This window comes from Micromonospora tulbaghiae (assembly GCF_900091605.1).
GTDB classification, from domain to species: domain Bacteria; phylum Actinomycetota; class Actinomycetes; order Mycobacteriales; family Micromonosporaceae; genus Micromonospora; species Micromonospora tulbaghiae.
Genome location: NZ_FMCQ01000001.1, coordinates 1,024,792 through 1,049,756 on the forward strand (window position 1 = coordinate 1,024,792; position 24,965 = coordinate 1,049,756).

The following is a 24,965-nucleotide window of genomic DNA, read 5'->3' on the forward strand; positions in this document are numbered from 1 at the left end:
ACTATTTCTGAGAGTCTCCTCAGCCGCGGTCGGCGCGAGCCTGGGACGGCTCGTCCGGCGCGGTGGCGACGTACTCCCGCATCACCTCGGTGACCTCGCGCAGGAACGCCGTGGTGGCCTCGGCCTGCTCCGGGGTGAGCCGGGCGACCGCCCGGTCGACGCCGACGAGCATCGGGCGCAGCGCCTCCAGTACCTCACTCACAGCGCTCTCGGTCACCTGGAGGCTGAGCCGCCTCCTGTCGTGCGGGTGCGGGGTCCGGGCGACGTGACCTGCCTGCACGAGCCGGTCGACGAGCGTGGTCGCCGAGGCGGACCGGATGCCGAGCCGGTTGCCCAGCTCGACCGGGCCCAGCGGCTCCGGGCTGGAGACCAGGTGGTCGATGGCCGCGGCGTCGGTCGCGTTGAGGCCCAGGCGGCGGGCCAGCGCGGCCCGGGTGTCACCGGCGATCCGCAGCACGTCGCGCAGCGCGCGGGCGGCCTCGCTGCTCGGCGGCGCGGCCGGCGCTCGCTCTCCGGTTGACGGCACCCCTTCCACGGGATAAAGCTAGCATCTCGGGTAGCTAGAGAATCTAGCTAAAGGGGAGGGCGCAATGCGCGGCGACGGGCGCGGACGCTGGTTCGGGCTGCTGGCCATCAGCCTCGGCGTAGCGATGATCATCGTGGACGCCACGATCGTGAACGTCGCGGTGCCGCAGATCATCCGGGACCTCGACATCACCTCCACCGACGCGCAGTGGGTGCAGGAGGCGTACACCCTGGTCTTCGCCGCGTTGCTGCTGGTCGCCGGCCGCTTCGCCGACCGGTCCGGGCGGCGGCGGATGTTCCTCGTCGGCGTCACCGTGTTCGTGGTCGCGAGCGTGCTCGCGGCGCTCGCCGGCTCCGGCGAGACGCTCATCGCCTCCCGGGTGCTCCAGGGCGTCGGCGGCGCGATGATGCTGCCCACCTCGCTGTCCCTGCTCAACGCCAACTTCACCGGCCGGGAGAAGGGCATCGCGTTCGCCGTCTGGGGCTCCACGATCGGTGGCGCGGCGGCGCTCGGGCCGCTGCTCGGCGGCTGGCTCACCACCACGTACTCCTGGCGGTGGGCCTTCGGCATCAACGTCCCGGTCAGCCTGGCCGTGATCGTGGCGACGCTCGTGCTCGTGGCCGAGTCCCGCGACGAGCACGCCGAGCGCGGGCTGGACCTGCTCGGCGCGCTGCTCTCGGTGATCGGCATGACCGGCGTGGTCTTCGCGCTGATCGAGGGCCGCACCTACGGCTGGTGGGAGCGGGAACGGGCGTTCAGCCTGTTCGGGCTGGACTGGACCGCGTCGATCTCGCCGGTGCCGGTGGCCGCGCTGGTCGGCCTCGTCGCGCTCGGGATCTTCCTGGCCCAGCAGGTACGTCGCAACCGGGCCGGCCGCCCGGCGCTGCTCGACCTGTCGCTGTTCGGCATCGGCTCGTTCCGCAACGGCATCCTGGCCGCCGCGATCGTCAGCCTGGGCGAGTTCGGCCTGCTGTTCGCGCTGCCGCTGTGGTTCCAGAACGTCCTCGGCTACAGCGCCTTCCGGACCGGCCTGGCGCTGCTGCCGCTCGCCGTCGGCAGCTTCCTGGCCAGCGGCATCGGCGCGCCGCTGACCCAGCGCTGGGGCGCGGCCCGGGTGGTCCAGCTCGGCGTCGCCGCCGAGCTGGTCGGCGTCGCCGGGCTCGGGTTCGTGGTCGCGCCGGACACCAGCTGGTGGGCGCCGCTGGGCTTCCTGTTCGTGTACGGCGTCGGCGTCGGCCTGGCCACCGCCCAGCTCACCGGCGTCTCGCTGTCGCAGGTGCCGGTGCGCCGCAGCGGCCAGGGTTCGGGCCTGCAGAGCACCGCCCGGCAGGTCGGTTCCGCGCTCGGCATCGCGGTGCTCGGCACCGTGCTCTTCGCCGGCCTCGGCGGGCTGCTCGGCGACCGCCTGGCCGACCAGCCGGGACTCACCCCGGCACAGCGGGACCAGGTGGTGAGCGCGGTCAAGGAGAGCGCGGGTGCGGCGATCGGCGGGCTGGAGGCGGACCCGCGTACCGCCCCGATCGCCGCGGAGGCGAAGGCGGCGTTCTCCGAGGCCACCCGCTACGCGGCCTTCGCGGGCGCCGGGTTCCTGCTGATCGGCCTGGTCGCCTGCCTGCGCCTGCCGACCGTTCGCCACGGGGAGACCGGGGAATCCCAGTCCACCGAAGCGGAGCCGTCCCGGGCCTGAGCCGCGCCGGGCGGCCCCGCCCGGCTGCGGCACGCCGGCCCGCCGGGCTCATCCGCCGAGGGCCACCGCCAGCGCGGCGGCCACGAAGACGACCTGGAGCACCGTACGCACGCCGAGCGGGGTCACCGGACGGCCGGCGAGCGTGAGGCGACGCCGCGCGGCGGACACGTTCGCCGGGAACATGGCGAGCATCAGCAGCGCCAGCCCGGCCGCCGCCCAGCGCGCGGTGGCCGGGAACAGCAGCGCGAGCGCGCCGGCGAGTTCCAGCACGCCGGTCACGGTGACCAGCAGGCCGGGCCGGGGCAGCGACGGCGGGACCATCGCGATCAGGTCGGCCCGGCGGGACGCGAAGTGGGCCACGCCGGTCAGCACCAACATCAGCGCCAGCCCGACCCGCAGCGCGGGGTGCCACCCGTCCAGGGCGTCCACGCCGAGCAGGCCGGCGATGCGGGCCAGCGCGGTGCCGGCGAGGAGCGCGATCAGGGGTGCCATTGTCAATCCCTCCGACGAGCATCTTGTCGATGACAAGATTGCGCGACGGGTGCCATCTTGTCAATGACAAGTTAGGGTGACGGCATGGCCTCGTATCACCACGGCGACCTCCGTCGCGTCCTGCTGAGCACCGCGGCCGAGGCGATCGCCGAGTCCGGGCCGGCCGCGCTGAGCCTGCGTGAGCTGGCCCGGCGCGCCGGGGTCTCACACGCCGCGCCCGCGCACCACTTCGGCGACAAGGCCGGGCTGCTCACCGCGCTCGCCACCCAGGGCTTCGACCTGCTCGCCGACGCCTTGCGGCAGGCCGGGGACGACCTGCTCGACACCGGTGTGGCCTACGTCGGGTTCGCGGTGCGGCACCGGGCGCACTTCGACGTCATGTTCCGGCCCGAGCTGTACCGGGCCGACGACCCGGAGCTGGTCGCCGCCCGCGCGCGGTCGGGGGAACTGCTGCGCGGCGGGGTGGCCCGGCGCACCGGGCGGGAGCCGGACGCGGACGCGCTGGCCGCCTGGTCGATCGTGCACGGCTTCGCCACGCTCTGGCTCTCCGGCGCGCTGCCGCCCCGGGTGGGCGACGACCCGGAGGCCGCCGCCCGTACCGTGATCGGGCGGTTGTTCAGCTGAGCCCGGCGGGGCGTCACCAGCTCGTCGGCAGCGGCATCCCCTCGGTGTACCCGGCGGCGCTCTGCACGCCGACGAGCGCCCGCTCGTGGAACTCCTCCAGGCTGCGCGCCCCCGCGTACGTGAACGCGCTGCGCACGCCCGAGATGATCTCGTCGATCAGGTCCTCGACGCCGGGCCGGTTCGGGTCCAGATACATCCGGGCCGAGGAGATGCCCTCCTCGAAGATCGCCTTCCGGGCCCTGTCGAACGCGCTGTCCTCGGCCGTCCGGGCGCTCACCGCGCGCGACGACGCCATGCCGAAGCTCTCCTTGTAGCGCCGCCCGTCGGCGTCGGTGTAGAGGTCGCCGGGGGACTCGTAGGTGCCGGCGAACCAGGAGCCGATCATCACGTTCGAGGCGCCCGCGGCGAGCGCCAGCGCCACGTCCCGCGGGTGCCGTACGCCGCCGTCGGCCCAGACGTGCCGCCCCAGCGAGCGGGCCGCCGCGGCGCAGTCGAGCACGGCGGAGAACTGCGGGCGGCCCACGCCGGTCATCATCCGGGTGGTGCACATCGCGCCCGGCCCGACGCCCACCTTCACGATGTCCGCGCCCGCGTCCACCAGGTCCCGTACGCCGTCGGCGGTCACCACGTTCCCGGCCGCCACCGGCACCGGCGGGTCGAGGCGGCGGACCGCCCGCAGCGCCTGGAGCATCCGCTCCTGGTGCCCGTGCGCGGTGTCCACGACGAGCGTGTCCACCCCCGCCTCCAGCAGCGCGGCGGCCTTGCCGGTGACGTCGCCGTTGATGCCCACGGCGGCGGCGATCCGCAGCCGGCCCCGGTCGTCCGTCGCGGGCTTGTAGAGCGTGGCGCGCAGCGCGCCCTGCCGGGTCAGCACCCCGACCAGGCGGCCGTCGCCGTCCACCACCGGCGCGAGCCGCCGCCGGCCCGCCGACAGCCGGTCGAACCCGGTACGCGGGTCCGCGTCCGCCGGAACGGTGTGCAGCTCGGTCGACATCACGTGCCGGAGCTGGGCGAAGCGGTCCACCCCGACGGTGTCCGCCTCGGTCACCACGCCCATCGGCCGGCCGTCCGCGTCGACCACGACCACCGCGCCGTGCGAGCGCTTGGGCAGCAGGTGGATGGCGTCGCCGACCGTGTCGGTCGGGCCGAGCGTGATCGCCGTGTCGTGCACCAGGTGCCGCTGCTTGACCCAGCCGACCACGTCGGCGACGACCTCGATCGGGATGTCCTGGGGGATCACCGCCACCGCACCGCGCCGCGCCACTGTCTCGGCCATCCGCCGGCCCGCGACGGCTGTCATGTTCGCCACCACGAGCGGGATCGTGGTGCCGGTCCCGTCGGTGGTGGCCAGGTCGACGTCGAGCCGGGAGCCCACCTCGGAACGGTTGGGCGCCATGAAGACGTCGTTGTAGGTCAGGTCGTGCGCGGGGACCGCGCCGTGAAGGAACCGCACCCGGCCATCATTCCCGCCCGGGCGCGGTCCCGCCGCCGGTGGTGGCTCACACCACCCCCGGCTGGCGTCGTCAGGCGATGGTGCAGATCGCCGCGCCGGACGTGATCACCGCGCCGACCTCGGCCGCGAGCCCGCTCACCGTGCCGGCCTTGTGCGCGTGCAGCGGCTGCTCCATCTTCATCGCCTCCAGCACCACGACCAGGTCGCCCTCGGCCACCTCGTCGCCGTCCGCGACGGCGATCTTCACGATCGTGCCCTGCATGGGGGAGGTGAGCGTGTCACCGCTGACCGCGGCGCCCGCCTTGCCCCCGCCGCCCCGGCGGGCCGGCTTCTTCGCGGCGGGCGCGGCTGCCGCCGTACCCCCGCCGAGCCCGGCGGGAAGGACGACCTCCAGCCGCTTGCCGCCCACCTCGACCACGACGGTCTCGCGCTCGGCCGGCTCGTCGGCGGCGCCCGCAATGGCCGTGAAGGCCGGGACGGTGTTGTCCCACTCGGTCTCGATCCACCGGGTGTGCACGGTGAACGGCTCGGCGGTGAACGCCTCGTCGCGGATCACCAGGCGGTGGAAGGGCAGCGCGGTCGCCATGCCGTCGACCACCATCTCGTCGAGCGCGCGGCGGGCACGCTCCAGCGCCTCGGTACGCGTCTCGCCGACGATGATCACCTTGGCCAGCAGCGAGTCGAAGTTGCCGCCGATCACGTCGCCGGCCGAGATGCCGGTGTCCACCCGCACGCCCGGCCCGGAGGGCAGGCGCAGGGCCGTGACGGTGCCCGGTGCCGGCAGGAAGTTGCGGCCCGGGTCCTCACCGTTGATCCGGAACTCGATGGCGTGCCCGCGCGGCGTCGGGTCCTCGGTGAAGCGCAGCTTCTCCCCGTCGGCGATGCGGAACTGCTCGCGCACCAGGTCGATGCCGGCGGTCTCCTCGGTGACCGGGTGCTCGACCTGGAGCCGCGTGTTCACCTCCAGGAACGAGATCGTGCCGTCCACGCCGACCAGGTATTCCACGGTGCCGGCGCCGTGGTAGCCGGCCTCCCGGCAGATGGCCTTGGCGCTGTCGTGGATCTGGGCGCGCTGGGCGTCGGTGAGGAACGGCGCGGGCGCCTCCTCGACCAGCTTCTGGTGGCGGCGCTGCAACGAGCAGTCCCGGGTGCCCACCACGATCACGTTGCCGTGCTGGTCGGCCAGCACCTGCGCCTCGACGTGGCGCGGCTTGTCCAGGTAGCGCTCGACGAAGCACTCGCCCCGGCCGAACGCGGCGACCGCCTCGCGGGTGGCCGACTCGAACAGGTGCGGGATCTCCTCCATGGTGCGGGCGACCTTCAGGCCACGCCCGCCACCGCCGAAGGCGGCCTTGATGGCGACCGGCAGGCCGTGGTCGACGGCGAACGCCATCACCTCGTCCGCGTTGCCCACCGGGTCCGGGGTGCCGGGCACCAGCGGCGCGCCGGCCCGCTGCGCGATGTGCCGGGCGGTCACCTTGTCGCCCAGGTCGCGGATCGCCTGCGGGGTGGGGCCGACCCAGGTCAGCCCGGCGTCGATGACGGCCTGGGCGAAGTCGGCGTTCTCGGAGAGGAAGCCGTAGCCGGGGTGCACCGCGTCCGCGCCGGAGCGGGCCGCCACGTCGATCAGCTTGTCGATGCGCAGGTAGCTGTCGGCGGCGGTGTCGCCGCCGAGGGCGTACGCCTCGTCGGCGAGCGTGGCGTGCAGGGCGTCCCGGTCGGAGTCCGCGTAGACGGCGACGCTGGCCAGCCCGGCGTCGCGGCAGGCGCGGATGACGCGGACGGCGATCTCGCCGCGGTTGGCGATGAGAACCTTGCGCACCTTGTGGCTCCTCCCGGGAGGTCGATGCCGGGAGTTTAGCGGCCGAGCTGCGGGGCCTAACGATCGCTCAGTGTGGGATGCCGCACTGTAGTCAAACTTGGTTATTACGCTTGTCCCGTGTCGGCAACGCGGATGATGATTCTCGGCCTGGTCAGGTGGATGCAGCCGGTGCACGGCTACGACGTGCGCCGTGAGCTGCTGAGCTGGAGTGCGGACAAGTGGGCCAACGTGCAGCCCGGTTCGATCTACCACGCGCTGCGCAAGCTCGCCGACGAGGGCCTGCTCCGGACCGTCTCGGTCGAGCAGGTGGGCGCCCGTCCGGCGCGCACCACGTACGAGGTGACAGCGAAGGGGGAGGACGAGTTCGAGACGTTGCTGCGGGCGCAGTGGTGGCAGCTCCACGAGCCGCCGGACCCCTTTGTGGCGGCGTTCTCGTTCCTGCCGGCGATGCCGCGCGAGGAGGCGGCGGCGGCGCTGCGCAACCGGGCGAATCTGCTCCGGGCCGGGGTCGAGTCGACGCGCGCCTCGCTCGACTCGGACTGGGTGCGCACCCGCAAGCCGGTGCACGTCGGGTGGATGTTCGAGCTGTGGCTGGCCCGCGCCGAGGCGGAGGCGGCCTGGTGCGAGCGGATCGCGGAGCGGATCGAGTCGGGGGTGTCGTACCTGCCCGATGGGATGGAGCGAGCCGAGGGCTGGTCGGGCTGGTCCGACGGATCTCGGTGACACGACATAATCAACGTTGACCATAAGAGCTATATCGCGTTAGCCTCAGCGGGAATCGCGGGGGATTCGTGCGTCCTCGCGGACGATCGGCGGCCGTTCAGGTCCGCCCGGACGACCAGGAGCAGAAATGATCGAGACCAGGGGGTTGCGGAAGTCGTACCGCTCCCGCGCGGGTCGCGAGACGAAGACAGTGGACGCGGTCCGCGGCGTCGACCTCGACGTCGCAGCGGGGGAGATCTTCGGCTTCCTCGGGCCCAACGGCGCCGGCAAGACCACCACGCTGCGGATGCTCGCCACGCTCATCGAGCCGGACGGCGGCGAGGCCGCGGTGGCCGGCGCCGACCTGCGCAAGGACCCGGCCGAGGTGCGCCGCCGGATCGGTTACGTGGCCCAGGGCGGCAGCACCTGGGACGAGTCGAGCGCCCGTGAGGAGCTGGTGCTCCAGGCCCGCCTCTACGGCATCGGCAAGGCCGACGCGCACCGCCGTGCCGAGCGCGCACTCGAAGCGTTCCAGCTCGTCGAGTACGCCGACCGCAAGTGCAAGACCTACTCCGGCGGCCAGCGCCGGCGCGTCGAGATCGCGCTCGGCATCATCCACGAGCCGAAGATCGTCTTCCTGGACGAGCCGACCACCGGCCTCGACCCGCAGAGCCGCGCGCACATGTGGGACGAGATCCGCCGGCTGCGTACCGAGGGGATGACCGTCTTCATCACCACGCACTACCTGGACGAGGCGGACGCGCTCTGCGACCGCATCGCGATCATGGATCACGGCGAGGTGGTCGCCGAGGGGACACCGGCCGAGCTGAAGCGGGAGATCTCCGGCGAGGTGGTGATCGTCGGCCTGGACGCCCCGAGCACCCCGCGCGCCGCCGAGCTGCTCGACACCGAGGCGTACGTGAGCAAGCTGGAAACCGTCGACGAGGGGGGTCTGCGCCTCTACGTCGACGAGGGCGCCACCGCCATCCCGCAGGTGCTGCGCCGCCTCGACCACGCCGGGCTCGACCTGCGCTCGATCGAGCTGCACCGCCCCAGCCTCGACGACGTCTTCCTCACCAAGACCGGCCGCTCGCTGCGCGAGTCCTGACCCCCGGAGAAGCTGTCATGAAACTCGCCCGCGACACCTGGCTGATCTTCCAGCGCCAGACGCAACTGCTGCTGCGCAACCCGGTGTGGATCTTCGTCGGCGTCTTCCAGCCGGTGATGTACCTGCTCCTGTTCGCCCCGCTGCTCAAGCCCGCGCTGAACGCGCCCACCCAGGCCGCCGCGTACAAGATCTTCGTGCCCGGCCTGCTCGTGTTGCTGGCCATCTTCGGCGGCCTGTTCCAGGGCTTCGGCCTGATCGCCGAGCTGCGCGCCGGCGTGATCGAACGCTCCCGGGTCACCCCGGTCAGCCGGCTCGCCCTGCTGCTCGGCCGCTCGCTGCGCGACGTGGTCTCGCTGATCGCGCAGGCGATCATCATCACGCTGCTGGCGCTCGCGTTCGACCTGCGCGTGTTCATCGGCTACCTGCTCCTGGCGTACCTGATGCTCGCCCTCATCGCCCTGATGACGTCGGCCGTCTCCTACGGCATCGCGCTCAAGGTCAAGAGCGAGGACGCGCTCGCCCCACTGATGAACACGGTCGCGCAGCCGGTGCTGCTGCTCTCCGGCATCCTGCTGCCGCTCACCTTCGCCCCCGGCTGGCTCCAGGGCGTCGCCAAGTGGAACCCGTTCTCCTGGGCGGTCGAGGGCACCCGCGCGCTGTTCAACGGCGACCTCGGCAACGACCGCGTCTGGCAGGGCCTCGGCATCATCGCGGTGCTCGCCGCCGCGGGTGTGTTCTGGGCCGCCCGCCAGTTCGCCCGCAGCGTCCGCTGAGCAGGGGAGACGTACCTCTCAGCAGGCACGGGGCACCGGTGTCACGCGCGTAGCGTGGGCCGGTGCCCCGCCTCATCCGTGACCGGTTCACCTGGCTGACCTACGCCCAGCTCGGTCTCTGGGGCTTCTTCCTCTACGGGTTCGGCCCGGTCGTACCCCTGCTCCGCGACGAACAGGGCACCAGCGCCGCCGTCGCCGGCCTGCACAGCACCGGCATCGCTGTGGGCGCGCTCGCCGGCGGCGCGCTGTTCGCCCCGGTCGCCCGCCGCCTCGGCCGCGGCCCGGCCATCTGGCTCGGCCTCGCCGGCGTCGCCGCCGGCGTCACCGCGCTCGGCTTGCTCCGCCCGCTACCGGCCACGCTCGCCGCCGTCGCGGTCATCGCCACCTTCGGCATGATGGTCGTCAGCGGTGTGAGCGTGGTGCTCACCGCCCGGCACGGAACCGCCGCCCCCGCCGCGCTCACCGAGGCCAACGCGGCCTGCGCCGGCATGGGCATCCTGGCGCCGCTGACCATCGGCCTCACCGTCGACGCCGGTCTCGGCTGGCGACCGCTGATGGCCGTCGAGGTCGGGCTGATCACGCTGGTAGCGCTCGCCGCCCTGACTTTCCGGGTACGCGTGCCGCAACGCGCCCCCGCTGTCGCGGCTGCCGGCACGCCGGTCCCCGTCGCCGCCTCCACCCGGGTGCCCGCCGTCCCCGCATCAGGGGTCTCCGAGGCCGCTGTGTCCGCTCCCTCCGTCTCCGCTTCGGCCGTTCCTGCTTCGGCCGTTCCTGCTTCGGCCGTTCCTGCTTCGGGCGTTCCTGCTTCGGGCGTCACCGCCGCCGGTTCGGCGGGGCGGCTGCCGCGTGCGTACTGGATCGCCTGGGCCCTGATGTCCGTCACCGGGTCGATCGAGGTCTGCCTGTCGTTGTGGACCGCCGACGTGCTCCGGACCCACGCCGGGCTGAGCGCGGGCGGGGCATCGGCAGCGGTAGCCGCGATCGTCTGCGGCATGTTCGCCGGCCGGATCGCCGGTGGCCGGGCCGCGTTGCGCTGGCCGCCGGTGCCGCTGCTGCTCGGCGCGCTCACCGTCTCGCTGGCCGGGTTCGCGCTGTTCTGGGTCAGCACTGTCGGTTGGCTCGCGGTCACCGGGCTGGTCGTGCTCGGGCTCGGCAACGCGCTGCACTACCCGTTGGCGATCTCGATCGCGCTGGCCGTGGCCGGTCCGGCCGCCGACAAGGCGGCGGGCTGGTCGGCGTACTCGATGGGTGTGGGTTTCGGGATCGCGCCGGTGGCGCTCGGGTGGGTGGCCGACGGGTTCGGCCCGCACCCGGCGTTCCTGCTGCTGCCCGCGTTCATCGCGGTCGCGGTGCTGCTGACGGTGCGGCTGGGGCGTGCCCTGCGCCCGGCGGCCCTTCCGGCCTGACCGTGTCCCCTCGGCGGCGTGGCGTCCCGGCCTCGGGGATCGGTTTCAGAGCACTCGGGCGAGCGTGACGCCGTCGGCGATCGGCAGCATGACCGCCTCGACGCGGACGTCCGCGATCACCGCGTCGTTGAAGGCGGCGATCGCCCGGTCGTCGGCGTTGCGCGGGGCGAGCACCCGGCCGTCGCGCAGCGTGTTGTCGACGGCGATCACCGCGCCGGGACGCATGCGGGGCACCAGCTCGTCCCAGTAGATCGGATAGCCGACCTTGTCGGCGTCGATGAACGCGAAGTCCAGGTAACGCTCGCGGGGCAGCTCGCGCAGCGTCTGGGCGGCCGGGCCGATGCGCAGCTCGATCCGGTCCTGCACACCGGCGCGCTCCCAGTAGCGCCGGGCCACGCCCGTGTACTCCTCGGAGATGTCGAAGCAGGTCAACCGCCCGCCTTCGGCAAGCCCGCGGGCGATCGCCAGCGAGGAGAGGCCGGTGAACGTGCCCACCTCGACCGCCTGCCGTACGCCGAGCAGCCGGGTCAGGAAGGTCAGGAACGCCGCCTGTTCCGGCGCGACCTGCATGACCGCCTCGGCGGGCAGGGCCGCCCGGGTCTCCTCGGCCAGCTCCCGGACGATCTCGTCCGGCGCTGAGCCGTGGGCCACCAGGTAGGCGTGCAGTTCCGGGGTGAGCGGCAGAGGCTTCGTGGTCATGTCCGGACGTTAGCCGAGATGTTCGATCTCCTGGCCCCCGGGCGCGATCTTCGTCCACAGGTCGACGATGCTCAGGTCCACCTCGGCGAGCAGCCGGCGCAGCAGCGGCAGGGACAACCCCACCACCGTGCCCGGGTCGCCCTCGATCCCGGTCAGGAACGCCCCGCCCAGCCCGTCGATCGTGAACGCGCCGGCCACCGCCAGCGGCTCACCTGTCGCCACGTACGCGGCGATCTCCTCGTCGCTGACGTCTGCGAAGTGCACGGTCGTCGAGGCGACCGCCTCGGCCCGGGACTCGTGGGTCACATCGATCAGGCAGTGCCCGGTGTGCAGGACGCCGCTTCGCCCGCGCATCCGGTGCCACCGCCGGGTGGCGTCGGCCGCGTCATCAGGCTTGCCGAGGATTTCGCCGTCGAAGGCGAGCACCGAGTCGCAACCGAGCACCAGCGTGCGCTCGTCCGGCGAGGGCCGCAGCCGATCGCGTACGGCCTGCGTCTTCAGCCGGGCCAGTTCGAGGCACAGATCCTCGGCCCGCTCGCTCACCACCTGCGACTCGTCCACGCCGCTGACCAGCACGTCAGGCTCGATCCCGGCGGCCTGGAGCAGCTTGCGGCGGGCGGGGGACTGCGAGGCGAGCACGAGGCGCACCGGTACGGAGGTCGACACCCCGCCGACGCTACCGGCTGACCCTCGGCGGCGGGTCGGCGGCGCGTCGTCGGCGCCGCCAGAACAGGTACCCGCCGCCCGCCGCCACCAGCACACCCAGGGTGGCGAGCCCGCGTACGGTCGCGCTGCTGTCGTCGCCCTTGTCCGGGGCTGCCTCGGCAGATGCCGGTGGCGTGACGTTCGAGGACTCGAAGCCGAGCGGGGGGACGTCGGCGGTGAGCGCGGAGACCAGGTCGATGACGCCGTAGCCGTACTGGTCGTCCCGGCCGGGTGGTCCCTTGTCGACGGCGGTGGCGGTCAGCCGGTGGGCGACTTCCTGGGCGGGAAGGTTCGGGTACTTGGAGCGAATGAGAGCAGCAGCCCCGGCAACGATCGCAGTCGCGCTTGATGTCCCCGTGCCCTTCGAGTACTTGCCGTTGTAGCTGGTGCTGTAGATATCAACGGCAGGGGCAGCGACATCAATCTTGGATCCCGTGACCGAGATTGGAGTATGGTTCCCGGCTTGATCTGTCCCGCCTACGGCGATGACACCTTCTTCTGCGGCTGGATAGCCGATCGAGGCGGCTTCGGGGAGGTTGCCGACGCCTGCAATAACGACGATGTCGGCAGCGAGTGCATTCTTTACTGAGCGAATCAATTTCTCACTCGTGACGCCTGCACTCGAGATGCTTATAACTCCCGCATGTTGCGTGACTGCGTAATCTATCGCCTCAGCGAGGTTGTCGGCCTCGCCGTAGTTGTCTGACGTGGACGATATTATCGGGAGAATCTTGGCTTCCGGTGCTATGCCGAGTGCGCCGATGTCCCGGCCAGAGCCATGGGCCGCGATGAGCCCTGCCATGGCAGTTCCGTGGCTGTTTGTATCGTGCAAGCCGTCGTCGGTGCCCGTCAGAATATTCCTACCCTGAAGCAGGTTTCGAGACAGGTCCGGATGAGGGTCAACGCCAGTATCAGGGACAGCCACTAGGACCCCGGCTCCGCGAGAGATCTTATGAGCTTCGTTTGCTTTGAGGAAGGTCAGGTGCCACTGATCTTTTCGGACTCGCGAAGCATCCTCTGCGGCGGCTGGCTGCACCGCGTGGGTTGAAATGAAGCTAATTATGGCCAAGACCGAGAGGGCTGCACGCATGCTTAATCAGTCAACGATCTCGACCGATAGCTGGTCCTGGATCGATCGGACCGTCGTCGGTCGGAGGTAGCACGACCGGGTTAACCCCTTTATCGGTCTCCCATGGGTGGTCTGGATCCCATGGTCGAGATACTCGACTCGTTTCGTCCTGGCGACCGGATCGGCCACTCGAAGTGGGGTAGCCGCCGAGAGGCGATCCGCCCATTGGGCCCATCACTGAACTTCTACCAATTCCGCCGGGGCGCGATCCAGCGTTGCCAGCGGGTGCGGTACCCGCGCCGCCGCCTCCGATGACGCCACCCACGGGATTCACCCTGCGGGGCGTGGCATTCGGAGAGGATGGCTGGACGAGACCCGGGCCGAATGGTTGACCGATTAATCCGTTCGGCTGCGTGCGGGGGAGTGCATTCTTCGGCACCTCGCCTGAAACCGCTCTGCCCGTGAAGGGGTGGGGCCGAGCATCTCGCAAAGACGGGTTAGCGCCAGGAGCGGCTGGTGGAAGGGGAACCGAACTTGGCAACGATGGGGGAGTCGATGGAACGTTCGGTGTGGCGGTACTTGGAGAAGGGGTGAGGGTGGAACCGGCGCTGCCAAGGATAGGTCCGACACCTACGGTGGGGGGAGTTGGCGGCCTTTGGCTGGAAACGCCGCTGAGCGGCAATGGCTTTGACCTTGGACGTGGACTTGTGGCAGCAACCGGAACGATTGGTGGAATAACAGGTGCTGCCCCGCTGGCCCCGTAGACATCTGGGTTATTCGTCTCGATGCCAGGTCGAGGAACAGCCGGCGGGCGCTGGAGCATGACCTGGGCGTGCTGGAGTTCGCCGCTCAGTCCCGTCATCAACCCGCGCGCCCGTACGTTCAACTGCTCCAGGTCGTCGTCCGTCACCGGGGGCCGCTCGGGCAACCGGCTACCGGCCACCGCCTTCGGGTCGGCGATCGTCGCCTCGTACGCCTGCTTCTGCCGCAGCTTCTTCGCGTACTCCTCGTGCAGCGGTTGCAGCTCGGCCCGCGCGCTGCCGATGGCGCGGGCGGCGGCTGCCAGCGCGTCGTAGTTCGCGGCGGCGGCGTCGTGGGTGCGCTGCACGCGGTCGATGAGCTGGTCGAGTTCGCCGATGTAGGCCCGCGCGGCGGTGTTGGTCTCCGGGGGCCATGCCTCGGCGAGGCCGCGCCGGTATTCGCGCAGGCGGCTCAGGTGGGCCAGGGCGAGGTCGCACACCTTGCGCCAGCCGGCGACCTGCTTCCACTGGCCGGCGGTGTCCTGGTCCTGCACGCACGCCCACATGCTGAGGACGTCCATCAGCCGCCAGTCGGTCAGCCCGGAGGTGCGTCCGCTGCCCCGTTCGATCACGGCAGGATCACCCGGCTCTGTTCGGGGGCGGTGGGGTCGGCCAGCGGTGGCATCGGGCGGGCGACGGTGGCGGAGGGGCCGGCGAGCGCTCGTTCCACGTCGGCCACTCGGGCGGAGGAGAACGCGTCGGCGTCGCCGTAGCGGGCGGCGATCCGTCCGGCGGCGTCGGCGAGGTGGCCGGTCGCCGGTACGAGGTCCCACACGGCGCTCACCGCCGCGGTCTGCGTGTCGTGGTGGGCCTGGAGGAACTGGACCAGCTCGATGAAGGCGTCGGCCGGGTTGGGCACCGGGGCCTTCATGTCGTCGGCGATGTAGGACAGGTGCGGCGCGTAGTTGCGTGTCACCTCGTCCTGGAGGCGGTCGGCGAACTCCCGCATCTGCCGGATGTCGGCCTCGATGCCGCCGTAGCCGCGCAGCCAGCCGGCTGGCTGGTTGTCCTCCGGGATCATCGGAGCCTCCTGCCCGTCACCACACGGTTTCCCTGAGTGAGGTTAATGGCTCGACGTGGATCCCGGCAGCCCCACCCGGCGCCGCGAGCGGGGGAAGATGTCAGCGGGGCAGGCCGGAGGCCCGCCAGGCGCCGGGGCCGGCGATCGGCCGGGCCGGCGCGGGCCGCGCGCTGCGTGCCCACTGCGACACGGGGGCCGGCGCGGCGGCCGGGGCCGGGCGGGTGCGCACCACGATCGCGCCGACCAGAGCGGCCAGCTCCTCGGCGGTGGGCACGCCGCGGACGATCCGGAACAGCGGCTCCTCGGCAGACATGACCCCAGGGTACGCGTCGCGAATTCGACCTTCGCCGTACAGTGGCGTGCCGACGGTGTGAGCGTCCGAGCGGCCGGGTACGGTTCTCTGCGATGTCGAACGCGCTCCCCCAACTCGTCGCCGACCGGTACCGGCTTCTCACGCCGCTCGGTCAAGGCGGCATGGGCCGCGTCTGGAAGGCGCGGGACGAGGTGCTGCACCGGGACGTGGCCATCAAGGAACTGGTCCCGCCCCCCGGCCTCACTCCGGAGGAGCGCCGCGAGATGCGCGAGCGTTCGCTGCGTGAGGCGCGGGCGATCGCCCGCCTCAACAACGTCAACGTGGTCCGCATCTTCGACGTGCTGCGCACCGACGGCGATCCGTGGATCGTCATGGAGTACGTGGCGTCGAAGTCGTTGCAGGACACCATCGCCGAGGACGGCCCGGTGTCGGCGGCGAAGGCGGTCGAGGTCGGCCTCGGCGTGCTCAACGCGCTGAAGGCCGCGCACAAGGCCGGCATCATGCACCGCGACGTCAAGCCCGGCAACGTGCTGCTCGGCGAGGACGGCCGCGTGGTGCTCACCGACTTCGGCCTGGCCACCATCCCCGGCGACCCCAACGTGACGCGCACCGGCATGGTGCTGGGCTCGCCCGCGTACATCTCGCCGGAGCGCGCCCGCGACGGCACTGCGGGCCCGGAGGCGGACCTCTGGTCGCTCGGCGCCACGCTCTACGCGGCGGTCGAGGGCAAGTCGCCGTACGCGCGCCCGTCGGCGATCGCCACGCTGGCCGCGCTCGCCACCGAGCCGATGCCGCCGCCGCGCAACGCCGGGCCGCTCAAGCCGGTTCTCCAGGGCCTGCTGCGCAAGGACCCGGAGGAGCGGATCACCGCCGAGGTGGCGGAGCGCATGCTGCGCAAGGCCGCCGGCCGTCGCGCCAAGAGCATCTCGCTGCTGGACGGCGTACGCCGGCCGGGGCCGAACGGTCCGCGCGTGCCGCGCCCGCCGCTGGTGCCCGCGCCGCGCCCGGCCGACCAGGCCGAACGCGCCGCTTCCGGGGTCGCCGCGACCGGGGGTACGGCGGCAGCCGCCGACCCGACGGCGATGGTGCCGGCGCCCACCGCGGACGCCGGTCCCACCGCCAAGGTGACCCCGCCGGTCGCCGACCCGACGGCGAAGCTCGACCCGGCGCCCTCGGCCGACGAGACGCTTGTGGACGACGAGGCCCGGGTGGACGGCGCCGACCCGGCGCTGGACGAGACGCGGCTCGACGGCGAGCCGGTCACCGACGCCCCGGCGCCGGTCAGTCCGGCCGTGACCGGCTCCGCGCCGGTCAGCCCGGCTCCGGTGCAGGAGGCGCCGTCGACCGGCCGGGCCACCGTGCTGCCGGTCGAGAAGTCCGCGCCCAACCGGCGCAACCTGCTGATCGGCGCGCTGGTCCTGCTGCTGCTCGTCGGCCTGGTGGTGGCCGTGCCGCTGCTGAACAACGGTGACGACGGCGAAGGCGGTGAACCGACGGCCGGCACCTCCGCGTCGGCGGCGGCGCCGCCCGCGCCGAGCGAGAGCGCGTCGCCGAGCGCCCCGGCGACCAGTGCGTCGGCCAGCCCCACGCCGTCGGCCAGCCCGTCGGCGTCCGGGGCCGCGTTGCCGGCCGGCTGGCGCCTCTACACCGGCCCGAACGGCTTCAAGGTGCCGATCCCGGAGAACTTCCAGGCGCGGGTCGGCGGGGACAACGTCGTGCTCTACGAGGTCGGCGGCGCGCGGCGGGTGCTGTTCATCCAGTGGACGCCGAACCCGAAGGACGACGCGTACACCGACTGGAAGGGCCAGGAGCCGTACCGCGCATCGCGTGTGCGGGGCTACAAGCTGGTCGGCATCACCAAGTGCGACGGCTACTACCGCACCTGCGCCGACTGGGACTGGCTGGAGACGCGCAACGACGGCACCCGCTTCCACGTCCGTAACCGTGGTGTGGCGACGGCCAGCAACCGGGGCTTCGCGCTGCGCTGGGAGGTGCCCGCGAAGGACTGGGACGCCAACCTGGCCAACTGGGAGATCATCACCAAGGGCTTCGTGCCGGACCGCAAGAACTGACCGGGAATCCCGCCGGTCACGAAACTCGCTCGCATGGCTTTCCGTTGTCGGGGGTATGAATCCCTCCGACGACGGAAGGAGGCGCGACATGGGTTACCGACGGAGGTACACCGGCCCGCGGCTGGCACTGTGGATGCTCGTTGCGCTCGGCGACGTCGTACTGCTCCTGATCAGCGCCGGCCTGTCCGCGCCGGTCGCGGTCCTCGGCGTGCTGACGCTCACGGTCGTGGGCGTCACGGCATGGCGCCTGACGCGCCGCACGTCGGTGCCCGTCCCGGCCACCGCGCGCCGCAGAGCCTGACCCGAGTACGACGACAGCGGGACCGCCTCGTGAGGAGGCGGTCCCACCTGTGTCGCACGTACGTCAGGTGTTGTTGGCCAGGGCGATGAGCCGGCTGCGGTCACCGTTCCAGTAGTTGCGGTCGACGTTGCCGCTGATCCCGGAGACGGCACCGGTGCTGGTGTACTGCCAGAAGCTATAGAACGGAGCGCCGGCCGGCAGGGTGCCGGGCGAGCTGGCCCAGCGGGCGATCCACAGCGGGTGGTTGGCCCACGGGCCGCTCCAGCTGCCGGTGCACTGGTTCCACCAGCTGGTCGTGGTGTAGATGACCGCGTACCGGCCGGTGCGGGAGCGGTAGGTGTTGAGGAAGTCCTGGACCCAGTTGCGCATGCCGGTGGTGCTCAGGCCGTAGCAGTAGCCGCCGCTGTACGGGTTGCCCTCCAGGTCCAGCGCGGCGGGCAGGGTCCGGCTGTCGGCCGACCAGGCGCCGCCGTTGCTGGCCAGGTAGTTGGCCTGGGTGGAACCGGCGGAGATGTTCGGCCGGGCGAAGTGGTACGCCCCGCGGATCACCCCGGCGTTGTACGCGTTGACGTAGTTCGCGTTGAAGTTCGGGTCCTTGTAGCTCGTACCCTCGGTGGCCTTGATGAAGGCGAACTGGATGCCCGCGTTGCGCACGCTGGTCCAGTTGATGCTGCCCTGGTAGCGGGAGACGTCGATCCCGGGGGTGGTCGCGGCGGCAGCCGGTCCGGCGGTCGCCACGAGGGCCACGGCCGCGGTGGCGGCGGCGGCCAGGCCGGCGGCGAGAAGCCGGCGTACGGAGAGTCTGGTACGGGCCATGGTTGCCTCCAGAGGGACGTCCGTTGATTGATGCCCATCTTTGGAGGTTAGTGCCCTAGATCGCAATAGGACGAAAGGAAATTTTCATCGACGGTCGTCGTTCGCCCAGGTGGCGCGACAGTTGCTGATCAGCGCAGGGCGCTCGGGTCCATCGCCCAGCGGAACGGCTCGGTGACACTGAGCGTCTCGCCCGCCTTGGCCACCGCGTCCTCGACGTAGTGCGCGCCGTCGAGCCGGTGCAGCCGCAGCGAGTGGCTGTCGCCGTCCTGCTCGACGAGCAGGTACCACGGGATTCGGGCGATCGCGTAGAGCTGCATCTTCAACACCCCGTCGGCGGCGGCATTGCCGGGTGCGACGATCTCGCAGATCAGTCGCACCTCGCCCGCTTCGATCACGATGCCCTCGTCGTCTGTGTCCGCGACGACGACGTCGGAGATGACCATGCGGTCGATGCCGAGCCGGACGTTCACCGCCTCGAACACCAGCAGCCCGAGCGGTCGGGCGGCCCGACGCAGGCTGTCCACGAGGTTCCAGGACACCAGTTGGTGCCTCTTGCTCGGGGCAGGGCTCACGATCAGGCTCCCGTCGAGCAGTTCGATGCGGTCGTGGCTGTCGCCCAACGCGAGGTAGTCGGCCTCGGTCCACGGCTCGACCTGCGACCTCGGCGGCTCCCAGGGAGCTGCGCTCACCGACCTCACCTCCGCTCCGGCGCCTCGTCCGATCAGTCTCACACTCTATGAGACTCGGCCGGTCGAACGACACGGCTCGGGGCGGTAGGCTCCCCGCCCATGCCCCTGATCGACGGTCTCACCACGCTCTGGGACACGCTGACCAGCGCCCAGCCGGACCCGCCGCCGCTGCTCGTGGTGGTCACCGCCGTGGTCGCGCTCGCGGTGGTCGTGGCCCGGCTGCCCTGGCGGATCGCCCGTAACGCGGTGACCATCGCGCACGAGGGCGGCCATGCGCTCGTCGCGTTGCTCACCGGCCGGCGGCTGCACGGCATCCGGCTGCACTCGGACACCTCCGGGCTGACGCTCTCCGCCGGCCGCCCTACCGGGCCGGGCATGATCCTCACGCTGCTCGCCGGGTACGTCGCGCCGTCGCTGCTCGGCCTCGGCGGCGCGTGGCTGCTGGCCGGGAACCGGATCACGCTGCTGCTGTGGCTCGCGGTGGCGCTGCTGCTGGCCATGCTGGTGATGATCCGCAACCTGTTCGGCGTGCTGTCGCTGCTGGTCACCGGCGGGGTGGTGCTCGCCGTCTCCTGGTACACCTCACCCGAGGTGCAGGCCGCGTTCGCCTGGACGTCGGTGTGGTTCCTGCTGCTCGGCGGCGTACGGCCGGTGTTCGAGCTGCACCGCCAGCGTGCCCGGGGCCGGATGCCGCAGTCCGACGCCGACCAGCTCGCCCGGATCACGCCGTTCCCGGCGCTGTTCTGGGTGGGCCTGTTCCTCGTGGTCGCCCTCGGCGCGCTGGCGACCGGCGGGTTGTTGCTCGCCGGCCCGGCCCTGGCCGACGCCGGTATCACTTTCTGATCCGACGCGCAGCCCTGTTTAGCTGGGGTGAGGACGAATTCCGGTCCGGCCAAGCGATCCGTACCGGCAGTTTCACCTGGCGATTTGCCGCCTCCTGAGTGGTGACTCAGCGTGATTTGTCAACTACCTGACGTTGCTGAATGAAGGAATGCGTCGATAGGTTCGCTTCAGGGGAGCGAACCATTTCGCTCCGTAACCAACATCCTGAAGGAGGATGGCTATGCGAGCATCGACACGGGGGGCGCTCGGGGCGGTCGCGCTGACAGCGACCGTGCTGGTCGCGCCGATCGTCACGGCGACCTCGGCCTCGGCGCACGCCGCCTGCGGCAAGACGGTCGGCGACAAGGACAGCAGCAACTGGCCGAAGTCGGCGAACGGGGCCAATGAGCGGAGCGGTTCCAGCACGGGGTGTGGCATCAACGGCGTCGCCTACAACACGCAGCAACTGGACTACCACTGCTACACCGTGGGCAACGACGGCTACACCTGGACCTACCTGCGGAACAACTCCACGGGCGTGCAGGGCTGGGTCCGTGACGACCTGCTGAGCGACGGCGGGAGCTACGTCTACTGCGGCTTCTGACGCCGTCGACGGCGGAAGGATCCTGATCCGGACCGCTGAGCCCGGCTGACGTCCGCGGCGCGACGGGCTCGACGGACGGTGCGCACCCGCACCGATGCCGCACAGGGATCGGCTCGTTCGTCAATGGCCATGGCCGACCCGCAGGAGCGTGGTGCTCATCACGGTGATCTGACAGCGTGAAGACGGCCCGCCGGTTCGCCGGCGGGCCGTCCTGTCGTCGGGCGGCCTCACTACCCGTTCCGCCGGTCGGCCGGGAGCGTGATCGTCATGGTGGTGCCGACTTCGGGCCGGCTCGCGGCCGTGATGGTGCCAGAGTGGTTGGTGACGATCTGCCGGGCGATGGCGAGCCCGAGACCACTGCCTCCGGACTCCCGCCCTCGGGCGTGGTCCGCCCGCCAGAAGCGGTCGAAGAGGTGCGACAGGTCCTCCGGGCGGATGCCGGTGCCAGTGTCGGCGACGCTGATCGAGGCGGCGTCTTCGGTGGAGCGGACGGCCAGGGTGATCGTCCCGCCCGGTCGGCTCGCCGCCGTCGCGTTGCGAATGAGGTTGCCGAGCACCTGGCGCAGCCGGTCGGGATCGCCCCGCACGTACGCCGGGCGCGGGGCGTCCACCCGCAGCGTGACACCGGCCCCCTCGGTGAGGGCGGCGTGACTGACCCGGCAGGTCTCCGCCAGTTCCGCGAGGTCGAGCCGGACCACGTGCAGCGTCATCGCCCCGGCCTCCGCCATGGCCAGGTCCTGGAGGTCGTCGACGATCCGTTGCTGGAGCAGCGCCTCCTCGTGCAACGAGGCGAGCACCTCCGGAGTGGCCGGCAGCACACCGTCCTTCAGCGCCTCCAGGTAACCGCGCAGGTTGGCCAGCGGAGTACGCAGCTCGTGGGCCACGTCGGCGACCATCCGCCGCTGGCGCTCCTCGCTCTGCTGCAGTGAGTCGGCCATCTGGTTGAAGGTGCGGCCCAGCTCGGCGAGTTCGTCGCTGCCGCGTACCCGGACCCGCTCGCCGAGTTCGCCCGCGGCCAGCCGGCGGGAGGCCCGGGTCAACGCCGCGATGGGACGCAGCACCCGGCGACTGAGCAGCAACGCGACCACCACCGCTGCGGCCGCGACCACCACCGCGGTCAGCGTGATCGAGTCCCCGGCCAGCTTCGGTGGCTCCTCGTCCCGCGCGCCGATGTAGACCTGCACCGGCTGCGGGGCGAAGGCCGTGGTCTGCGCGATGAAGACCCGCTGAAGGCACTCGGCCGAGCGCGCGGCGCCGCTGACGCACGGCCGCAGCAGGCCCTCCATCTGTCCGCTCGTCATGGCGGGGCGGAGCTTGGTGGCCTGCTTGCGGCAGGACACCGACGCGGGCTGCTCCGGGTCGGCAGCGACGAGCACGGGCACGCCGAACAGCGGGCGTTCCGCCCGGATCTGCCCGCCAGCGGCGGCCAGGCACGACGCGTCGCGCAGCGCGCGCTGGTACTGCACGATCGCGGTCATCATGTCCTCGGCCAGGCGCGGCACGGAGTCACCCTCCGGCAACCGGACCACGGGCCGCGGGTCCACCAGCGTCGGCGGGCCCGCGGTGTCCCGGGCGGCCCGGCCGGCCAGCAGGTCCGAGTCGGCCAGCACCGCGCCGGTCTCGGTGACCACCCGGATCCGCTCGCCGGTGCGGCCGGCGAGATCGCGTACCCGATCCTCCACGCCGTCCCAGGTGCCGAGCCCGCCGTGCCCGGCCAGCGTGGAGGTGATCAGGGCGATGTCGTCCTGACCGGCGGTGACCGAGGCGCGGAACTCGCGCGACGCCTGCCGCAGCGTGAGCCACGCGGTGGCGGACGTGGCGGTGACCGCGATGAGCATGGTCATCAGCAGCACCCGGAGCCGGAAGCTCATCGCGGTTGCTCCGGAATGCGGTAACCCCGCCCGTAGACGGTCTGCACGTAGGCCGGCTCCGCCGGGTCGCGCTCGATCTTGCGGCGCAGGTTCATCACGTGCGCGTCCACCGTCCGCTCCACGACGTAGCTGTCGAAGCCGAAGGCCCTGTCGAGGATCTGCGCCCGGGTGAACACGCGGCCCGGCTCGGCGGCCAGCGTCCGCAGGATGCCGAACTCCTTGGCGGTGAGCGGCACGACCCGACCGCCGACCCGCACCTCGAACCGGTCCACGTCGACGACCAGGTCACCGACCCGGAGCACCTCCGCCTCGCTGCCGCCCCGGCCCGCGCGGCGCAGCAGCACCCGGACCCGGGCGGCCAGCTCGCGGGGACTGTAGGGCTTGGTGACGTAGTCGTCGGCGCCCAGGTCCAGGCCGAGCAGCATGTCGTCCTCGGTGCTGCGCGCGGTGAGCAGCATGATCAGGACGTCGGACTCCGCGCGCAGGATCCGGCAGACGTCCAAACCGTCGACCACCGGCATCATCACGTCCAGGATGACCAGGTCGGGCGGGTTGCCCCGGCACCGGTCGAGGGCGGCCTTGCCGTCGGCCACCACGTGCACATGGTGGCCCTCGTGCTCCAGATAGACCCGGAGCAGCTCCGACTGTTTCCGGTCGTCCTCGGCGACCAGTATCCGCGCGACCAACGGTTCCCCCCGTCCGGCAGCAGAACTCCGCCATCATCACCCGTCCGCGTGGCCGCCGGGAAGCCCGCCGGACCGACCCGCACGGTGATCCCACAGCTTCTTGACGAGTTCTTCACAGGCCCCGTCCTAGCCTGTCGACAGCTCACCCGACCGACCAGAAGGAGATGGCACCGTGCGGGTTCCCACAGCAATAGGTGCGGCGCTCGGCGCGGCGGCGCTGGTGCTCGTCACCGCGGGGTGCGGCGGCGACGCGAAGGAGCCGTCCGTCGCCACCGCGGGAGGCACCCCGTCGGCCGTGGCCAGCGGAGACGCCGTCACCGCCTACGTCGAGGGAGTCCGCGGATACGTGGCCTGCCTGCGGAAGGAGGGCGTCAAGGTCTCCGACCCGGACGCCAAGGGCCGGATCGAGTTCAGCGGTGACGCCCGGGCGGTCAAGGCCGACCCGAAGTTCCGTGCCGCGCAGGTGAAGTGCAACGACCTCAACCCGCCGGTCCCGCAGGGGCTGGAGGACAAGCCGGCGCTCACGCCCGAGGAGGTCGAGAAGGCCCGCGAGTACGCGCGGTGCATGCAGACCAAGGGCGCGCCCGACTTCCCCGACCCGGGACCCGACGGCTACCAGCCCGAGTCCGAGGACGGCAAGCCGCTCTGGAACTCCGGCAGCGCCGGCGCCAAGCGGGCCGCGGCGGCCTGCGGATCGATCGTCGGGGTGCCCGCCACCCCCGGTTCGGGCGTGGGCTGAGCGGGCGCGGTCCGGCGGGTGTGGACGGAGGGGGCACGGTGAGCGGGGTGGACGAGGTGACCGTCGGCGGCCGGCGGCGACGTCGACGGATGCGTAGCTGGCTGGTGGCGGGGGCCGGCACGGCGGTCCTCGCCGTGGCCGCCGCCGCCACCCTCGGACTGGGCACCCGAGGGGACGACCCGCCCCCGCCGGACCCCCGGGCCGGCCGGACCGTGCCGGTGACCCGGGGCGACCTGGTGGAATACACGGTTCTCGACGGCACGGTCGGCTACGGCGCGGCCACCCCGGTGCGGTCCGAGGCCACCGGCACGGTCACCTGGCTGGCGGCGGGAGGGACGGTGGTCAAGCGCGGTCGGAGCCTGCTGCGGGTCGACGAGAAACCGGTCGTGCTGATGTACGGTCCGCTGCCGATGTACCGGACGCTCGCGGCCCCGCTGGAGGGCCGTGACGTCGAGCAGTTCGAGCGCAACCTGCGTGCGCTCGGCTACTCCGGCTTCACCGTGGACGAGACCTTCTCGTCGGCGACCACGAACGCGGTGAAACGCTGGCAGCGGGACCTGGGCCGGGAGGAGACCGGACGGGTCGAGCCGGGACAGCTTCTCTACGCGCCGGGCGCGGTGCGCATCGCGCGGCACTCGGTGCGCGTCGGCGCCACCGTACCCGCCGAGGTGTTCACCTGGACCGGCACGAACCGGTTGGTCACCGCGGCCGTGGCGCAGGCCGACGCCGCCTGGGCCGTCCCCGGGGCGAAGGTGAGCGTCACGTTGCCGGACGGGCGGTCGGTGCCCGGCGTGGTGCACACGGTGGGGGACGACGCCGCACCGGCGGCACCCGCGGCGGAACAGCCCGCGCCCGCTGCCGGGGACGGTGAGACCGGTGCACGGGTGCCGGTGACGGTCGAGGTCACCGACCAGAAGGCGTTGCAGGACGGCGACCCGGGCGCGGTCGAGGTGCGTCGCGTCGCCAAGCAACGGCGGGGGGTGCTCACCGTGCCGGTCAGCGCGTTGCTCGCCCTCGCCGAGGGCGGGTACGGGCTGGAGGTCATCGACGGGACGTCCAGCCGGGTGGTGGCCGTCGAGGCCGGCATGTTCGCCGACGGCCGGGTCGAGGTGACCGGCGCCGGCCTGGACGCCGGCATGAACGTGCGGATCCCGCAGTGAGCGCG

General features: G+C 72.0%; 26 protein-coding genes. 12 read left to right on the forward strand and 14 right to left on the reverse strand.

Translation table 11 applies throughout. The annotated features are described in order from the left end of the window. Positions 1 to 19: 19 nt before the first annotated feature. A complete protein-coding gene (locus GA0070562_RS04990) occupies positions 20 to 535 on the reverse strand; it encodes a MarR family winged helix-turn-helix transcriptional regulator (protein ID WP_091415512.1) in 516 nt (171 codons plus the stop codon). Between the two features lie 55 nt (positions 536 to 590). Here GA0070562_RS04990 and GA0070562_RS04995 point away from each other — a divergent pair, with 55 nt between their 5' ends. Beyond that, complete coding sequence (locus GA0070562_RS04995; protein ID WP_091415516.1) at positions 591 to 2,213, forward strand: DHA2 family efflux MFS transporter permease subunit; 1,623 nt, start codon at positions 591 to 593, stop codon at positions 2,211 to 2,213. 48 nt (positions 2,214 to 2,261) lie between these two features. Here GA0070562_RS04995 and GA0070562_RS05000 read toward each other — a convergent pair whose 3' ends face one another. After that, entirely contained in the window at positions 2,262 to 2,705 is a 444-nt protein-coding gene (locus tag GA0070562_RS05000) for a DoxX family protein (RefSeq protein ID WP_091415519.1), read from the reverse strand. An 84-nt stretch (positions 2,706 to 2,789) separates the two neighbouring features. On the opposite strand from GA0070562_RS05000, the gene GA0070562_RS05005 reads away from it, so the two are divergent. After that, complete coding sequence (locus GA0070562_RS05005) at positions 2,790 to 3,329, forward strand: TetR/AcrR family transcriptional regulator (RefSeq protein ID WP_091415522.1); 540 nt, start codon at positions 2,790 to 2,792, stop codon at positions 3,327 to 3,329. Positions 3,330 to 3,342: 13 nt separating this feature from the next. Here the strand turns inward: GA0070562_RS05005 and GA0070562_RS05010 are convergent, their stop codons facing one another. Both GA0070562_RS05010 and GA0070562_RS05015 read right to left on the reverse strand, forming a co-directional pair. Beyond that, positions 3,343 to 4,782 carry a GuaB1 family IMP dehydrogenase-related protein gene (locus GA0070562_RS05010; RefSeq protein ID WP_091415526.1) on the reverse strand — a complete coding sequence of 480 codons (1,440 nt, stop codon included), beginning with the start codon at positions 4,780 to 4,782 and terminating at the stop codon, positions 3,343 to 3,345. A 70-nt stretch (positions 4,783 to 4,852) separates the two neighbouring features. Beyond that, on the reverse strand, positions 4,853 to 6,604 hold the full coding sequence (locus GA0070562_RS05015; protein ID WP_091415530.1) for an acetyl/propionyl/methylcrotonyl-CoA carboxylase subunit alpha: 1,752 nt from the start codon (positions 6,602 to 6,604) through the stop codon (positions 4,853 to 4,855). Between the two features lie 132 nt (positions 6,605 to 6,736). Between GA0070562_RS05015 and GA0070562_RS05020 the strand changes: the two genes are divergently transcribed. The 4 genes from GA0070562_RS05020 (at position 6,737) to GA0070562_RS05035 (ending at position 10,593) form a co-directional block, all read left to right on the forward strand. Continuing rightward, positions 6,737 to 7,327 (forward strand): PadR family transcriptional regulator, encoded by a 591-nt coding sequence (locus GA0070562_RS05020; RefSeq protein WP_091415533.1) that lies wholly within the window; start codon positions 6,737 to 6,739, stop codon positions 7,325 to 7,327. Between the two features lie 127 nt (positions 7,328 to 7,454). Continuing rightward, the gene (locus GA0070562_RS05025; protein WP_091415535.1) at positions 7,455 to 8,414 is read left to right on the forward strand and encodes an ATP-binding cassette domain-containing protein; all 960 of its coding nucleotides are present in this window, start codon (positions 7,455 to 7,457) and stop codon (positions 8,412 to 8,414) included. A gap of 17 nt (positions 8,415 to 8,431) precedes the next feature. Beyond that, entirely contained in the window at positions 8,432 to 9,187 is a 756-nt protein-coding gene (locus GA0070562_RS05030) for an ABC transporter permease (RefSeq protein WP_091415538.1), read from the forward strand. A 62-nt stretch (positions 9,188 to 9,249) separates the two neighbouring features. After that, entirely contained in the window at positions 9,250 to 10,593 is a 1,344-nt protein-coding gene (locus GA0070562_RS05035; RefSeq protein WP_091415541.1) for an MFS transporter, read from the forward strand. Positions 10,594 to 10,638: 45 nt separating this feature from the next. On the opposite strand, the gene GA0070562_RS05040 is transcribed toward GA0070562_RS05035, so the two are convergent. The 6 genes from GA0070562_RS05040 to GA0070562_RS05065 all read right to left on the reverse strand — a co-directional run bounded on the left by GA0070562_RS05040 (position 10,639) and on the right by GA0070562_RS05065 (position 15,200). Next, complete coding sequence (locus tag GA0070562_RS05040; RefSeq protein WP_091415544.1) at positions 10,639 to 11,292, reverse strand: O-methyltransferase; 654 nt, start codon at positions 11,290 to 11,292, stop codon at positions 10,639 to 10,641. 9 nt (positions 11,293 to 11,301) lie between these two features. Then, entirely contained in the window at positions 11,302 to 11,958 is a 657-nt protein-coding gene (locus tag GA0070562_RS05045) for a Maf family protein (RefSeq protein ID WP_091415547.1), read from the reverse strand. Positions 11,959 to 11,968: 10 nt separating this feature from the next. After that, the gene (locus GA0070562_RS05050) at positions 11,969 to 13,087 is read right to left on the reverse strand and encodes a S8 family serine peptidase (RefSeq protein ID WP_091415551.1); all 1,119 of its coding nucleotides are present in this window, start codon (positions 13,085 to 13,087) and stop codon (positions 11,969 to 11,971) included. A gap of 10 nt (positions 13,088 to 13,097) precedes the next feature. Then, a complete protein-coding gene (locus tag GA0070562_RS30195) occupies positions 13,098 to 14,438 on the reverse strand; it encodes a hypothetical protein (protein ID WP_175438615.1) in 1,341 nt (446 codons plus the stop codon). Continuing rightward, positions 14,435 to 14,887, reverse strand: a complete 453-nt coding sequence (locus tag GA0070562_RS05060; RefSeq protein WP_091415559.1) for a hypothetical protein — start codon at positions 14,885 to 14,887, stop codon at positions 14,435 to 14,437. Before GA0070562_RS05060 ends, GA0070562_RS30195 begins: the two co-directional genes overlap by 4 nt. Positions 14,888 to 14,987: 100 nt before the next feature. Continuing rightward, on the reverse strand, positions 14,988 to 15,200 hold the full coding sequence (locus GA0070562_RS05065) for an acyl-CoA carboxylase subunit epsilon (protein ID WP_091415563.1): 213 nt from the start codon (positions 15,198 to 15,200) through the stop codon (positions 14,988 to 14,990). A gap of 92 nt (positions 15,201 to 15,292) precedes the next feature. Here GA0070562_RS05065 and GA0070562_RS05070 point away from each other — a divergent pair, with 92 nt between their 5' ends. Then, on the forward strand, positions 15,293 to 17,272 hold the full coding sequence (locus tag GA0070562_RS05070) for a serine/threonine-protein kinase (protein WP_091415566.1): 1,980 nt from the start codon (positions 15,293 to 15,295) through the stop codon (positions 17,270 to 17,272). Positions 17,273 to 17,360: 88 nt separating this feature from the next. Beyond that, positions 17,361 to 17,573, forward strand: coding sequence for a hypothetical protein (locus GA0070562_RS05075; protein WP_091415570.1), 213 nt, complete (start codon positions 17,361 to 17,363; stop codon positions 17,571 to 17,573). A gap of 63 nt (positions 17,574 to 17,636) precedes the next feature. Here GA0070562_RS05075 and GA0070562_RS05080 read toward each other — a convergent pair whose 3' ends face one another. Next, positions 17,637 to 18,389, reverse strand: coding sequence for a GH25 family lysozyme (locus GA0070562_RS05080; protein ID WP_091415573.1), 753 nt, complete (start codon positions 18,387 to 18,389; stop codon positions 17,637 to 17,639). Positions 18,390 to 18,517: 128 nt separating this feature from the next. Continuing rightward, a complete protein-coding gene (locus tag GA0070562_RS05085; RefSeq protein ID WP_091415576.1) occupies positions 18,518 to 19,078 on the reverse strand; it encodes a Uma2 family endonuclease in 561 nt (186 codons plus the stop codon). A gap of 99 nt (positions 19,079 to 19,177) precedes the next feature. Here GA0070562_RS05085 and GA0070562_RS05090 point away from each other — a divergent pair, with 99 nt between their 5' ends. Further along, positions 19,178 to 19,921: a M50 family metallopeptidase gene (locus GA0070562_RS05090; protein WP_091415580.1), complete on the forward strand. Its 744-nt coding sequence runs from the start codon at positions 19,178 to 19,180 to the stop codon at positions 19,919 to 19,921. A 220-nt stretch (positions 19,922 to 20,141) separates the two neighbouring features. Further along, entirely contained in the window at positions 20,142 to 20,504 is a 363-nt protein-coding gene (locus GA0070562_RS05095; protein WP_217493403.1) for a hypothetical protein, read from the forward strand. A 230-nt stretch (positions 20,505 to 20,734) separates the two neighbouring features. Here GA0070562_RS05095 and GA0070562_RS05100 read toward each other — a convergent pair whose 3' ends face one another. Next, complete coding sequence (locus tag GA0070562_RS05100; protein WP_091415587.1) at positions 20,735 to 22,375, reverse strand: sensor histidine kinase; 1,641 nt, start codon at positions 22,373 to 22,375, stop codon at positions 20,735 to 20,737. Continuing rightward, entirely contained in the window at positions 22,372 to 23,061 is a 690-nt protein-coding gene (locus tag GA0070562_RS05105) for a response regulator transcription factor (protein ID WP_091415591.1), read from the reverse strand. The genes GA0070562_RS05100 and GA0070562_RS05105 overlap by 4 nt, the downstream gene beginning before the upstream one ends. A 172-nt stretch (positions 23,062 to 23,233) precedes the next feature. Here GA0070562_RS05105 and GA0070562_RS05110 point away from each other — a divergent pair, with 172 nt between their 5' ends. Both GA0070562_RS05110 and GA0070562_RS05115 read left to right on the forward strand, forming a co-directional pair. Then, positions 23,234 to 23,800, forward strand: coding sequence for a hypothetical protein (locus GA0070562_RS05110; RefSeq protein ID WP_217493404.1), 567 nt, complete (start codon positions 23,234 to 23,236; stop codon positions 23,798 to 23,800). Between the two features lie 38 nt (positions 23,801 to 23,838). Continuing rightward, positions 23,839 to 24,960, forward strand: a complete 1,122-nt coding sequence (locus GA0070562_RS05115; protein WP_254663724.1) for a peptidoglycan-binding protein — start codon at positions 23,839 to 23,841, stop codon at positions 24,958 to 24,960. Positions 24,961 to 24,965 lie beyond the last annotated feature (5 nt).